Source organism: Enterobacter sp. HK-058-C-ECC (assembly GCF_047531125.1).
GTDB lineage: Bacteria > Pseudomonadota > Gammaproteobacteria > Enterobacterales > Enterobacteriaceae > Enterobacter > Enterobacter quasiroggenkampii.
On sequence record NZ_JBLKCH010000003.1, the window covers coordinates 25,266 to 38,670 of the forward strand.

A 13,405-nucleotide genomic window follows, 5' to 3' on the forward strand; every position below is an offset into this window, starting at 1 on the left:
GGATAAGGCGTAGCCGCCATCCGGCAAAAAACCGCACTGTGTCCAGAACGCGACAGCCATTGTCAGTTCCGATAAAGCAGCGCGCCTGAAATCGATTCACGATAGTGAAAAGACAACAGGAGCGCATCATGCTGAACACACCCGCCGACAAGTACCAACCCTATCCCACCCTTTCCCTGCCCGACCGTCGCTGGCCGGAACAACGCATCACCCGCGCGCCGCGCTGGCTCTCGACCGACCTGCGCGACGGCAACCAGGCCCTTGCCGAGCCGATGGACAGCGCCCGCAAGCTGCAGTTCTGGGCTCTGTTGCTGGACTGCGGATTCAAAGAGATCGAGGTTGCCTTTCCTTCCGCCTCACAGACGGATTTCAACTTCGTTCGCCAGCTGATTGAAGAGAACCGCATCCCGGATGACGTGACAATTCAGGTGCTCACTCAGGCACGGGAAGATCTCATCCATCGCACTTTTGAATCCCTGCGCGGCGCGAAGCAGGCTACCGTGCATCTGTATAACGCCACCGCTCCGCTGTTCCGCCGCCTGGTCTTCGGCATGGAGAAAGCGCAAATCGTTGAGCTGGCGACGCGCTCGACTCGGCTTATTCGCCAGCTGTGTGAGGAAAATCCCGACACCCGCTGGCAATATGAATACTCCCCGGAAACCTTCTGCTTTACCGAGCCGGAGTTTGCGCTGGAGATTTGTGAAGCCGTGGCGGAAATCTGGCAGCCGTGCGACGAGCGGCCTATGGTGATCAACTTACCTGCCACCGTCGAAGTGAGCACGCCGAACGTCTATGCCGACCAGATCGAGTATTTCTGCCGCCACTTCAGCCGCCGCCGCGATGTCTGCATCAGCGTGCATCCGCATAACGACCGCGGTACCGGCGTTGCCTGCGCGGAGCTGGCCGTAATGGCAGGGGCTGACCGCGTGGAGGGCTGTCTGTTTGGTAACGGGGAACGTACGGGTAACGTCTGCCTGGTAACGCTGGCGATGAACCTCTACAGCCAGGGGGTTAGCCCGAATCTGGACTTTAGCGAAATGAACCGGGTGGTGGAAGTGGTGGAAACCTGCAATCAGTTGCCGGTCCACCCGCGCCATCCGTGGGCAGGACGGCTGGCCTATACCGCCTTCTCCGGTTCGCACCAGGACGCGATTAAAAAAGGCTTTGATGCCCGCAGGCCAGGCGATCGCTGGGAGATGCCTTACCTGCCCGTCGATCCCCAGGATATCGGCTGCACCTACGAAGCGGTGATCCGCGTAAACAGCCAGTCAGGAAAAAGCGGCAGCGCGTGGCTGATTGAGCAAAACCATGGGCTGAAACTGCCCCGCGCCCTGCAGCAGGATTTCAGCCAGCACGTGCAGCAGGAAACCGATCGTCACGGAAAAGAGATGACGCAAAATGCACTGTGGCAGCTGTTCCGCACCCGCTACGGCCTGGTGGCAACGCCGCACTATGCGCTGCAATCCTACCGCAGCGACAGCCAGCAGGACGGCCAGCTGCGTTTGACGGCCAGCGTCGTCACACAGGGAGGAACGCGCCAGCTGGAAGGTCAGGGCAACGGTCTGCTCTCCGCCGCCGCTCACGGCCTGAGCCGCTGGGTCAACGCCCCGTTCGTGATTAAGGATTATCACGAGCATACGTTAGGTGAACGCAGCGACAGCCGCTCGGTGGCCTACATCCGCTGTCTGTTCCAGGACGGCAGCAGCCGCTGGGGCGTGGGCATTGATAGCGACGTGGCGCGCGCGTCGCTTCAGGCGCTCTTTAACGCCGTCAGTCGTTCTTAAAGTAATCGCTGGGAGAGACGCCCATCACCCGACGGAACATGGCCGTAAAGGCGCTGTGACTGCCGTACCCCAGATCCAGCGCCACGCGTAATACCGGCTGGCCCTGCGCCAGCCGCACTAAGGCTTCCAGCAGGCGCGCCCTCCTCAACCACTCTCCGTAGCTTAATCCCGTCTGCTGCTGAAAATGGCGGTTCAGCGTGCGCTCGCTCATGTTCATCATGCTCGAAGCCTGCGCGCTGCTCCAGCTTTCACCCGGGTGTTGCCGGATTTGCAGACACAGGCGACGTAGCGCCTCACTTTCCGGCTCCGGCAGGTGAAACGGCAGCACCGGCATAGTGCGGATTTCATCGAGAATGAGCTCATAGACGCGCTCATCCCGGCTTCCGGGTGAGTACGATTCAGGTAAAGCAAGGCAGACGAGGATCAGCTCGCGCAGCAGCGGCGTGATCTGCACGATCTGGCAGGTGGCCGGGAGATCGGCCCGCGCCAGCGGATCAATAAACAGCGTTCGCGCCGCCACGTTGCCGGTAATGCGCAGGGAATGCTGCGTGCCCGCAGGCAGCCAGACGCCGCGACCGGGAGGAACAACCCAACAGCCTGATGCGGTATCCACCCGTACCACGCCTCTCAGGGTGTGCAGCAGCTGCGCGCAGTCGTGCTTGTGCCAGGGTTCGCTGTCACCATGAACGTAATCATGGGCAAACGGAACGAGGGGACGGTGGGTAAAGGAGAAGGTTAAGGTTGTGGTCAAAGGAGGCACCAACACAATGTAGGCCCGGTAAGCGAAGCGCCACCGGGCATCCACAGGCACAATACTAGATGTGCAGTTCCTGCAGTTTTTCTTTCGGCAGGGCCAGCTCTTCGTTGCTGTTCACGCGCACATCACGCTCGATGATATGACGCGCGATTTCCTGCGCTTCTTCCAGAGAGTGCATCTGGTAGGTACCGCACTGGTAAACGTTCAGCTCAGGGATCTGGTTCTGCTCTTTCACCTTCAGCACGTCCTGCATGGCCGCTTTCCAGGCATCTGCCACACGTTTCTCTTCAGGCTGACCAATCAGGCTCATGTAGAAACCGGTACGGCAGCCCATCGGAGAGATATCGATGATCTCAACGCCGTTGCCGTTCAGGTGGTCACGCATGAAGCCAGCGAACAGGTGTTCCAGCGTATGAATGCCTTTCTCCGGCATCACTTCTTTGTTTGGCACGCAGAAACGCAGATCGAAGACGGTGATCGTGTCGCCGTGCGGGGTGTGCATGGTCTTCGCCACGCGGACTGCAGGTGCTTCCATACGGGTATGGTCGACAGTAAAGCTATCTAATAACGGCATACGTCACCTCCGATAGTGATTTTTTTTAAAATAAACTGAACTCTTCTACAGAATGCGCGTCTGAGTATATGAAAGACGCGCATTTGTTATCATCATCCCTGAATTCAGAGATGTATATTTTGGCCACAGCGATGTGGCCTTTTTCTTTTCTGCTTAAGCCTGCTTCGCCAGAAACGCCTCAAACGACTCGGTATCCGCCGCTTCAACCTCTTTCTGACGCACAACGGACGCTTCGCGTTCCGCGACAAAATCTGCTTCGCTCAGGATTTCTAACGGCTCCTGGATCAGCATCTCACGGTACTCCGCCGAGAGTGAACGCCCCGTACCACCAATGCCCTGATCAATCATAGAACGCAGAATGCGTGCTGAGAACGTCAGTTCCGGGTTATCAAAGCATTCCACCAGCTGGTCGCAAATCTGTTGATACGCATCCCCGCCGTCGATGCTGTCCATCGTCCGGGCAACACGCTTCAGATCGCGGAACAGATCTTTGCCGACTTTCGTCAGCGGGAACTGTGCCGTTTCGCAGCCGATACCCAGCGTCAGACCCGGCTTACGCCCTTCCAGAATCACGCGGTTCCAGTTTGTACGGGTACAGAGCAGTTCATCTGAACTCATTTCCGGCGCATCCGCCAGCACGCACCAGACCATAAACAGATCCAGGAAGCGAATCTGCTGTTCATCAACGCCAATCGGTGAGAACGGGTTGATATCCAGCGAGCGCACTTCAATGTATTCGATCCCGCCGCGCTGCAGCGCATCCGACGGGGTTTCCCCGCTGCGCGTCACGCGCTTAGGACGAATAGGCGCATACAGCTCGTTTTCAATCTGCAGCACATTGCTGTTGATCTGCAAACGCTTACCGTCTTTTTCGAGGCCGATTTTCTCGTACTCTTCTGACGGGGTTTTGATCGCCCGCTTCAATCCTGCCACATATTCGTGCAATTCGTTAAACGTAATACCGAGATTGCTTTGCGATTTATTGGTATAGCCGAGATCGCTCAGGCGCAGAGAGGTGGCGTACGGGAGATAGTACATTCCGCAGTCAGTCTTCTCGAACGGCAGCGTCGTCGGTTTTCCCTGCAGGAAGGATGAGCAAATAGCAGGCGATGCACCGAACAGATACGGGATCACCCAGCCGAAACGGTAATAGTTTCGGATCAGGCGGAAGTAGCCTGCTGAGATAGCGTCTTTATCCGTTTCACCGCATTTCGCTTCCCAGAATGCCATTGGCAACGAGAAGTTGTAGTGCACGCCAGAGATGGTCTGCATCAACGCGCCGTAGCGGTTTTTCAGCCCCTCACGGTAGAGCGTTTTCAGCCGGCCGATATTTGACGTGCCGTACTGTGCCAGCTCAATCTCCTGGCCCTGCTCGATATAGCACGGCATGCTGAGGGGCCACATGCGCTCGTCGCCCAGGTTGCGCGCGGTGTAGCGATGGATATCGCGCATGATCGTCAGCATATGATCAATATCACCCTCTACTGGGGTGATGAACTCCAGCAGCGCTTCAGCGAAATCGGTTGTGATCCATTTATGTGTCAGCGCCGAGCCTAACGCCTTCGGGTGACCCGTTGTCGCTAAACTGCCGTCCGCGTTAACGCGCAGCGTTTCACGCTCGAGACCACGCTGAATACCCTTCAATGCCTGAGGGTGGTTTTCCAGCCAGGCCAGCGCCTGAGATACGTCCGGGATCAAATTGACCTCCCGCCTGTCAAAGTAATGTTACTCAGCATAATTGTAATGGTTGACGATTGAAGGTCGCGTATTCATTCCACCAATTAGTGCCACCACGTCATACCCTGCAGCGTTGCCCATGCCACGAGGACATAACGCAACGCCTTGCCAAGGCACAAAAAAAAGAGCACCGGTCCCCAGGAGATGCGCATCCATCCCGCCAGCAGACACAGTAAATCGCCTATTACAGGCATCCAGCTTAATAACAGCGTGGCAGCGCCATAGCGTTTTAGCCAGCCGACTGCCTTTTCCTGCCAGCGCGATTTTTCACGCAGCGGAAAGAAACGCCCAAGAATAACGTTAGTCAGCCCTCCAAGGCTATTACCCATTGTTGCTATTACTACAAGCAGCCAGGGCTGACTCACGCCAGACAACAGCATCGCCACCAGCACCACTTCCGAATTGCCCGGTAACAGCGTGGCGCTGAGAAAACTGCTGGCGAATAATGAGGCAAGTGACAGCGCGTCACTCACAGTAAGCGCACATCCACCGCATCCATTCCAGCATCACGCGCGGCCTGGATGCCGAAATCGGCGTCTTCAAACACGACGCATTTTGCCGCCGGGACGCCCATTAATTCTGCGCAGAGCAGGAAGGTGTCAGGTGCAGGCTTGTGATGTTTAACATGATCGGCGGCAACCACGGCAGAGAAATAGTGGCGCAGGCCAAGATGATTGAGTAATGCCTCTGCAATCGCGCTTTCGCTACCCGTCCCCACCGACATCGGGCGACGCCCGTGCCACTCTTTTACCACATCAATCAGCGGCAAAGGACGTACGGTATCCAAAAGCATGGCTTTTACCGCATCGGTTTTTTCGCGTGCGAGCAGGTGCGGGTCGAGATCGGCCTGATTCAGTTCAATCACGGCCTGTGCAATACGCCAGGTTGGAGAGCCGTTGAGGGCGATCATCGCCTGAAGGTCGAAACGCATACCGTAGCGGCCCAGGACGTCGGTCCAGGCTTGACGATGCGTGGGTTCGGTATCCAGAAGGGTACCATCCATATCGAAGATCAAACCGTCATACTGTGCGTACATCGTGCTCTCGCTAACCGATTAACAAAGCATTACTTTATCGTAAATGGTGGTTTTTGTCGCTGACAGAGAGAGTGATTGCTGACGGAACGTCGAAGGAATAAACAAAGAAGGAGAAGATGGTGCATCCGGGAGAATTACTCGGCTTACGCCTCGCCCTGCGGGCCGTTGCTAAAGCAACGTTATCCTCCCTGGTGCTTGCGATTAACTCGCTGACCTTAAAACAACAGCATCGCTGTTATCCAGGAGAATATGGTGCATCCGGGAGGATTCGAACCTCCGACCGCTCGGTTCGTAGCCGAGTACTCTATCCAGCTGAGCTACGGATGCATCGGGAAATGCTTTTAGAAACAGTAATGGTGCATCCGGGAGGATTCGAACCTCCGACCGCTCGGTTCGTAGCCGAGTACTCTATCCAGCTGAGCTACGGATGCATCAGGGTACTGCTTTCAGAAATAGTAAATGGTGCATCCGGGAGGATTCGAACCTCCGACCGCTCGGTTCGTAGCCGAGTACTCTATCCAGCTGAGCTACGGATGCATCGGGATTTACTACTGTACTGCTCGATATTCATATCACTTCTAAAGCAATATGAAGTAATAGATGGTGCATCCGGGAGGATTCGAACCTCCGACCGCTCGGTTCGTAGCCGAGTACTCTATCCAGCTGAGCTACGGATGCAAAATGGCGGTGAGGCGGGGATTCGAACCCCGGATGCAGCTTTTGACCGCATACTCCCTTAGCAGGGGAGCGCCTTCAGCCTCTCGGCCACCTCACCACACAACGCCTCTTTCGAGTGCTTCGAGCAACTCGTTAAGAGCTTCTCGTCGCTGCGTGGCGCATATATTACTTTCTGGGACTTATAAGTCAAACAATTTTCCAAAAGCTTTTATCGTTTGCACAAATCACACGCAATTCGCATGTAAAAGCCGCAAAGAGGGTGTTTTATAAGCGGATTTTGCAGGCATCTTCACAGAAAACTGATGCAGAAAGGACGGTGTTGGGACGAGATAAGGGTAGCGGAGTGGTTAAAAAGAGAGCGATTGAAATTAAACGGTAACTTTGAGCAGGAAAAATAGCGGGAGGGTTGCGTCTCGCGCGACAATATCAGTAACTGGACTGCTGGGATTTTTCAGCCTGGATACGCTGGTAGATCTCTTCACGGTGGACAGATACTTCTTTAGGAGCGTTAACACCAATACGTACCTGGTTACCCTTTACCCCTAAAACTGTCACGGTGACCTCATCCCCAATCATGAGGGTCTCACCAACTCGACGAGTCAGAATCAGCATTCTTTGCTCCTTGAAAGATTAAAAGAGTCGGGTCTCTTGTATCCCGGCATTATCCATCATATAACGCCAAAAAGTAAGCGATGACAAACACGTAAAGTGTAAGCAGTCACGGCATCACATTCTGTTAAACGTAAGTTTAGCCGATATACACAAACTCAACCTGACTTTATCGTTATCGATAGCACAGTGAACAAGACGCCATAACGTTACCGCTATGGCGTCTGCTTGTGCTTTGTAGTTATTACAGTTTCGCGCTTACCCAGCTTTCAACGCTGGCTAATGCCGCAGGAAGTGCCGCCGCATCCGTACCACCGGCTTGCGCCATGTCCGGACGACCGCCACCCTTGCCGCCCACCTGCTGAGCGACCATACCAATCAGTTCCCCTGCTTTTACGCGGTCAGTCACATCCTTAGAGACGCCCGCAATCAGAGAAACCTTACCTTCTGCCACCGTCGCCAGCACGATAACGGTAGAACCAAGCTGGTTCTTGAGATCGTCGACCATAGTACGCAGCATCTTAGGCTCAACGCCCGCCAGATCGCTGACCAGCAGTTTGACGCCCTTAATGTCTACAGCCTTGCTGGAGAGGTTTGCACTCTCCTGCGCCGCAGCCTGCTCTTTCAGCTGCTGCAGCTCTTTTTCCAGCTGACGCGTGCGATCCAGCGCAACGCGCACTTTCTCGCCCAGGTTCTGGCTATCGCCTTTCAGCAGCTGCGCGATGTCGTGCAGCTGATCGCTCTGCGCATGCAGGCTGGCAATCGCACCTTCACCGGTCACCGCTTCAATACGACGCACACCTGCCGCCGTTCCCGACTCGGAAACAATGCGGAACAGGCCGATATCACCGGTGCGCGAGGCGTGCGTACCGCCGCACAGCTCGGTAGAGAAATCGCCCATGCTCAGCACGCGAACGCGCTCGTCGTATTTCTCGCCAAACAGCGCCATCGCACCTTTTTTCTTCGCGTCCTCGAGATCCATGATATGGGTCTCGATTGGCAGGTTGCGACGGATCTGCGCGTTCACCAGATCTTCCACCGCACGGATTTCAGACGGCTTCATCGCTTCAAAATGCGAGAAGTCGAAGCGCAGCACTTTGTCGTTAACCAGAGAACCTTTCTGTGCAACATGGGTACCGAGTACGTCGCGCAGGGCAGCGTGCATCAGGTGGGTTGCCGAGTGGTTCAGACGAATGCGCGCGCGGCGAGCTTCATCAACGTTAGCCTGGACGCCCTCGCCCACTTTCAGAGAACCGGAAACCAGTTTGCCCTGGTGACCAATCGCCTGACCGTATTTTTGAGTGTCGGTCACGCTGAAGCTAAAGCCATTGCCCTTCAGTTCGCCTTTATCGCCAACCTGGCCGCCGGATTCGGCGTAGAACGGCGTTTTGTCCAGAATGACTACGGCTTCCTGGCCCGCGCTGATGCTGTCTACGGCTTTACCGTCAACAAACAGAGCGGTCACTTTGCCGGTCAGTTCCAGCGCCTCATAGCCTTTGAATTCAGACGCGCTATCAACGCGGATCATCGCGTTGTAGTCTGCACCGAAGCCGCTGGACTCGCGCGCACGACGGCGCTGCTCTTCCATCGCGGCTTCGAAGCCCGCTTCGTCAACTTTGATGTTACGCTCGCGGCAAACGTCCGCCGTCAGGTCAACCGGGAAGCCGTAGGTGTCGTACAGGCGGAAAGCAGTTTCGCCATCCAGCGTGTCGCCCTTAAGCTTCGCCAGCTCTTCGTCCAGCAGCGCCAGACCACGCTCCAGCGTACGGGCAAACTGCTCTTCTTCGGTTTTCAGAACCTGCTCAACCTGCGCCTGCTGGCGTTTCAGCTCGTCACCGGCTGACCCCATCACGCCAATCAGTGGCCCAACGAGTTTATAGAAGAAGGTATCCTTCGCGCCCAGCATGTTGCCGTGACGGATAGCTCGACGAATGATACGACGCAGCACGTAGCCACGGTTTTCATTCGACGGGATAACGCCGTCGGCAATCAGGAACGCGCAGGAACGAATGTGGTCCGCGATAACGCGCAGCGATTTGTTGTTCAGATCGGTCGCGCCGGTCACTTCCGCAACGGCTTTGATCAGGGTGCTGAACAGGTCAATCTCATAGTTGGAGTTAACGTGCTGCAGTACCGCGGCAATACGCTCCAGACCCATACCGGTATCAACGGACGGCTTCGGCAGCGGCTCCATCGTACCGTCGGCCTGACGGTTAAACTGCATGAAGACGATGTTCCAGATCTCAATGTAGCGATCGCCGTCTTCTTCCGGGCTGCCTGGAGGGCCGCCCCAGATGTGGTCGCCGTGATCGTAGAAGATCTCGGTGCACGGACCGCAAGGACCGGTGTCACCCATCTGCCAGAAGTTATCGGACGCGTAAGGCGCGCCTTTGTTATCGCCGATGCGAATAATACGCTCGCGCGGGATCCCGACTTCTTTTTCCCAGATTTCGTAGGCTTCGTCATCGGTTTCATAGACGGTAACCCACAGACGCTCTTTCGGCAGGTTGAACCAGTTTTCACCGGTCAGCAGTTCCCACGCATATTGAATAGCATCGTGTTTAAAGTAGTCGCCGAAGCTGAAGTTACCCAGCATTTCGAAGAAGGTGTGGTGACGCGCGGTGTAACCGACGTTTTCCAGGTCGTTGTGTTTACCGCCCGCACGCACGCAACGCTGTGAGGTTGTGGCGCGGGAATAATTACGCTTGTCGAGACCAAGGAACACATCCTTGAACTGGTTCATCCCGGCGTTGGTAAACAGCAGAGTCGGATCGTTGTTCGGTACCAGGGAGCTGCTGGCAACAACCTGGTGTCCCTTACTATGGAAAAAATCGAGAAACGCCTGACGGATCTCAGCGGTGCTCTTGCTCATAATTATCCTGAAATCAAGCTAACGAAATGTCGTAGCCAGCCTGTATCGGTAAACCGTTGGACAGACCAGCTACTGGAAAAAGTGGGAATAAGATAAGTTTTCTTTGGTGGGAAGTAAAATCCCGCATGCGTTCAATCGGCAAAATTACGCCAGATATCCTGAATATCTTCCATCAGGAAGCCGCGGTAGAGCAAAAAGCGCTGGATTTTGACTTTTTCTGAAAATTCACGCGGCAGCGGTTCGCCGTACTTACGAATGGCCTGCTCTTTTGCCAGCTCGCACCAGTCAATGTCGCATTCGCGCATCGCTTTTTCGATGGACTCCCGGGCCACCCCTTTCTGGTTTAGCTCCTGCCGGATGCGCGCGGGCCCGTATCCCTTGCGGCCACGGCTGGCGAGAAACCGCGAGGCAAAACGCTCGTCATCAAGATAGCGATGCTCATAGCACCATGCGATGACGCGGTCATAATCTTCCGCAGTGGCATCAATCTCTTCCGGGCCGTTTTTACTCATCACCGGTGCCGACAGTTTTCGCCGCAGCTCCTGTTCACTGTGGTCACGAACGGCCAGGATGCGCACCGCGCGATCCAGTAGGCGTGCATACGCGGGTCGACGTGTTGTCGGTTCACTCATAAAAAAACCTGCTGATTCAGAAATGCAAAAAGGGCCGCATCAGCAGCCCTTCATTGTTAAACGAAAGAATTAAAAGTCTTCGTTAGTTTCTTCAGCATCCGCGCTATCAACCGCGAAATCTGGCGTGGAGTCCTGGTTGTTCAGCAGCAGCTCACGCACTTTCTTCTCGATCTCTTTCGCCGCAGCCGGGTTCTCTTTCAGCCAGGAGATGGCATTCGCTTTACCCTGACCAATCTTGTCACCGTTGTAGCTGTACCAGGCGCCCGCTTTTTCAATCAGCTTCTCTTTCACGCCCAGGTCAACCAGCTCACCGTAGAAGTTGATCCCTTCGCCGTAGAGGATCTGGAACTCAGCCTGCTTGAACGGCGCAGCGATTTTGTTCTTCACAACCTTCACGCGGGTTTCACTACCCACCACGTTCTCACCCTCTTTCACCGCGCCAATACGGCGGATATCCAGACGGACAGAGGCGTAGAATTTCAGGGCGTTACCCCCGGTCGTGGTTTCCGGGTTACCGAACATCACGCCGATTTTCATACGGATCTGGTTGATGAAGATCAGCAGCGTGTTGGACTGCTTCAGGTTACCCGCCAGCTTACGCATCGCCTGGCTCATCATACGTGCCGCGAGGCCCATGTGAGAGTCGCCGATTTCACCTTCGATTTCCGCTTTTGGCGTCAGTGCAGCAACGGAGTCGACCACGATAACGTCAACAGCACCAGAACGCGCCAGCGCGTCACAAATTTCCAGCGCCTGCTCACCGGTGTCCGGCTGAGAACACAGCAGGTTGTCGATATCGACGCCCAGCTTACGGGCATACACAGGGTCCAGCGCGTGCTCGGCATCGATAAACGCACAGGTTTTACCTTCGCGCTGTGCTGCGGCAATGACCTGCAGCGTCAGGGTGGTTTTACCGGAGGACTCTGGCCCGTAGATCTCTACGATACGGCCCATAGGCAGACCGCCAGCGCCCAGCGCGATATCCAGAGAAAGCGAACCGGTGGAGATGGTTTCCACATCCATGGAACGGTCTTCACCCAGGCGCATGATGGAGCCTTTACCGAATTGCTTTTCGATCTGGCCCAGTGCTGCCGCCAACGCTTTCTGTTTGTTTTCGTCGATAGCCATTATTACTCCTGTCATGCCGGGAGAAGCGACTGTGCTTCACCGTGGATTTCTGTTCTGTTGGTGCAATTATACTGTATGGTCATACAGTATCAAGTGTTTTGTAGAAATTGTTGCCAGAGCGTTTTTAACGCATAAACGGTTGCCTGACGACGCACGCTTTCGCGATCGCCGCTAAAGCACTCCCGGCGGGTGATCCCTTCACCTTTCGCGGTGGCAAAACCAAACCAGACGGTGCCGACAGGCTTCACGTCGCTGCCGCCGTCCGGCCCCGCGATGCCGCTAATGGAAATGGCGAAATCAGCTCGCGCCGCTTTGAGCGCGCCAATCGCCATCTCGATGACCACCGGTTCGCTGACCGCGCCGTGCTGTTCCAGCGTGGATTCGCGCACGCCAATCATCTGTGCTTTAGCTTCGTTACTGTAGGTCACAAATCCGCGTTCAAACCAGGCGGAACTGCCGGCAATATCGGTAATCGCTTTCGCCACCCAGCCGCCGGTGCAGGACTCAGCGGTGGTAAGGGTCGCCCCACGTTGCTTAAGCGCAAGGCCAACTATCTCGCTAAGCTGCATCAATTCATGGTCAGTCATTCTCGCTCCAGGCATCAGAAAAACGTGCTGCACAAGATAGCACTTTCTCGTCAGATGTGGGGACGCGCTTCGGGTTTTACGAGGGTGCTTCAGAAAAAAGCCGGTGCGGGCGCACCGGCCGTGGAAAAGTTATTTCATGCTGTTGGCGAGCGTATTCACATTGTGGCGAAACGCCTTAACGTAGGTGTCTGCCACCCCGCCTTTGGCCGACAGCGCTTCGGGGTAAAGCTCGCCCCCCGGCTGCGCGCCCGTCGCCGACGCAATCTGCTTCACCAGACGCGGATCGAGCTGATTTTCCATAAACCAGGTTTTTACGCCGTCGGCTTTGATCTGATTGATAATCTCAGCAACCTGCGCCGCGCTGGCCTCGCTCTCGGAGGACAGTCCCTGCGGCGCCATAAACCTCACGCCGTAGGCACGGCTGAAATAGCCGAACGCGTCGTGGCTGGTCAACACGTTACGCTTCGCCTGCGGGATCTGGCTAAAGCGCGTTTTGACCCAGCTATCCAGCTGGTTAAGCTGCGTGATATAGGGTTTACCGGAGGCTTCCAGCGCGGCTTTGTCCTGCGGATCGGCTTTCACCAGCCCGTTCAGAATATTTTGTGCATACAGCGCCCCGTTCGCCGCGCTGTTCCACGCGTGTGGATCGGTCACGGTCTTTCCATCTTCCTCAAGCGTGTGGGTTTTCACCCCGGTTGAGGCAACGACCAGTTGTCCTTTGAACCCGGAGGCTTTCACCAGACGGTCAAGCCAGCCCTCCAGCCCCAGGCCGTTTACCACTACCACATCGGCCTTGCTCAGCGCCGCGCTGTCTTTCGGCGACGGCTCGAAGGTATGCGGATCGCCATCCGGCCCCACCAGCGTCGTCACCTTCACATGGTCACCGCCCACCTCCTGGGTGATATCCCCCAGTATCGAAAAGCTGGTGACCACATTCAGCGTTTTCGCCATCACGCCGTGCGACATCATCCCCAGCGCGAGCGCCACTGCTAATCCTGTACGTTTCATCGT

At 55.9% G+C, this 13,405-nt stretch carries 12 protein-coding genes and 5 tRNA genes; 1 reads left to right on the plus strand and 16 read right to left on the minus strand.

Annotated elements, in window-relative coordinates; all coding sequences use genetic code 11:
- The first annotated feature begins 128 nt into the window (after positions 1 to 128).
- Positions 129 to 1,784, plus strand: a complete 1,656-nt coding sequence (gene leuA, locus ACMWJS_RS08235) for a 2-isopropylmalate synthase (RefSeq protein ID WP_414746932.1) — start codon at positions 129 to 131, stop codon at positions 1,782 to 1,784.
- Here leuA and ACMWJS_RS08240 read toward each other — a convergent pair.
- The 16 genes from ACMWJS_RS08240 to ACMWJS_RS08315 form a co-directional block, all read right to left on the minus strand.
- A complete protein-coding gene (locus ACMWJS_RS08240) occupies positions 1,771 to 2,535 on the minus strand; it encodes an AraC family transcriptional regulator (RefSeq protein ID WP_414746933.1) in 765 nt (254 codons plus the stop codon). The two genes, leuA and ACMWJS_RS08240, sit on opposite strands and share 14 nt — an antisense overlap.
- A gap of 64 nt (positions 2,536 to 2,599) precedes the next feature.
- Positions 2,600 to 3,115, minus strand: coding sequence for an S-ribosylhomocysteine lyase (luxS, locus tag ACMWJS_RS08245; protein ID WP_014833019.1), 516 nt, complete (start codon positions 3,113 to 3,115; stop codon positions 2,600 to 2,602).
- Between the two features lie 153 nt (positions 3,116 to 3,268).
- On the minus strand, positions 3,269 to 4,813 hold the full coding sequence (gene gshA, locus ACMWJS_RS08250) for a glutamate--cysteine ligase (RefSeq protein ID WP_045909305.1): 1,545 nt from the start codon (positions 4,811 to 4,813) through the stop codon (positions 3,269 to 3,271).
- A gap of 83 nt (positions 4,814 to 4,896) precedes the next feature.
- Positions 4,897 to 5,325, minus strand: coding sequence for a YqaA family protein (locus tag ACMWJS_RS08255; RefSeq protein WP_021241956.1), 429 nt, complete (start codon positions 5,323 to 5,325; stop codon positions 4,897 to 4,899).
- The gene (gene yqaB, locus ACMWJS_RS08260) at positions 5,322 to 5,888 is read right to left on the minus strand and encodes a fructose-1-phosphate/6-phosphogluconate phosphatase (RefSeq protein ID WP_032648006.1); all 567 of its coding nucleotides are present in this window, start codon (positions 5,886 to 5,888) and stop codon (positions 5,322 to 5,324) included. Before yqaB ends, ACMWJS_RS08255 begins: the two co-directional genes overlap by 4 nt.
- A gap of 250 nt (positions 5,889 to 6,138) precedes the next feature.
- A tRNA-Arg gene (locus ACMWJS_RS08265) sits at positions 6,139 to 6,215 on the minus strand.
- 27 nt (positions 6,216 to 6,242) lie between these two features.
- A tRNA-Arg gene (locus ACMWJS_RS08270) sits at positions 6,243 to 6,319 on the minus strand.
- 29 nt (positions 6,320 to 6,348) lie between these two features.
- Positions 6,349 to 6,425 (minus strand) — tRNA-Arg (locus ACMWJS_RS08275).
- Between the two features lie 64 nt (positions 6,426 to 6,489).
- Positions 6,490 to 6,566 (minus strand) — tRNA-Arg (locus ACMWJS_RS08280).
- A gap of 4 nt (positions 6,567 to 6,570) precedes the next feature.
- Positions 6,571 to 6,663, minus strand: a tRNA-Ser gene (locus tag ACMWJS_RS08285).
- A gap of 329 nt (positions 6,664 to 6,992) precedes the next feature.
- Positions 6,993 to 7,178: a carbon storage regulator CsrA gene (gene csrA, locus ACMWJS_RS08290; protein ID WP_000906486.1), complete on the minus strand. Its 186-nt coding sequence runs from the start codon at positions 7,176 to 7,178 to the stop codon at positions 6,993 to 6,995.
- A 241-nt stretch (positions 7,179 to 7,419) separates the two neighbouring features.
- Positions 7,420 to 10,047 (minus strand): alanine--tRNA ligase, encoded by a 2,628-nt coding sequence (gene alaS, locus ACMWJS_RS08295; protein ID WP_008499543.1) that lies wholly within the window; start codon positions 10,045 to 10,047, stop codon positions 7,420 to 7,422.
- Between the two features lie 131 nt (positions 10,048 to 10,178).
- On the minus strand, positions 10,179 to 10,679 hold the full coding sequence (gene recX / locus ACMWJS_RS08300; RefSeq protein WP_032640869.1) for a recombination regulator RecX: 501 nt from the start codon (positions 10,677 to 10,679) through the stop codon (positions 10,179 to 10,181).
- A gap of 69 nt (positions 10,680 to 10,748) precedes the next feature.
- Positions 10,749 to 11,807 carry a recombinase RecA gene (recA, locus tag ACMWJS_RS08305; RefSeq protein WP_048224541.1) on the minus strand — a complete coding sequence of 353 codons (1,059 nt, stop codon included), beginning with the start codon at positions 11,805 to 11,807 and terminating at the stop codon, positions 10,749 to 10,751.
- Between the two features lie 89 nt (positions 11,808 to 11,896).
- Positions 11,897 to 12,394 (minus strand): nicotinamide-nucleotide amidase, encoded by a 498-nt coding sequence (gene pncC, locus ACMWJS_RS08310; RefSeq protein WP_045908520.1) that lies wholly within the window; start codon positions 12,392 to 12,394, stop codon positions 11,897 to 11,899.
- A gap of 129 nt (positions 12,395 to 12,523) precedes the next feature.
- Positions 12,524 to 13,402 carry a metal ABC transporter substrate-binding protein gene (locus ACMWJS_RS08315; protein ID WP_414746934.1) on the minus strand — a complete coding sequence of 293 codons (879 nt, stop codon included), beginning with the start codon at positions 13,400 to 13,402 and terminating at the stop codon, positions 12,524 to 12,526.
- Positions 13,403 to 13,405 lie beyond the last annotated feature (3 nt).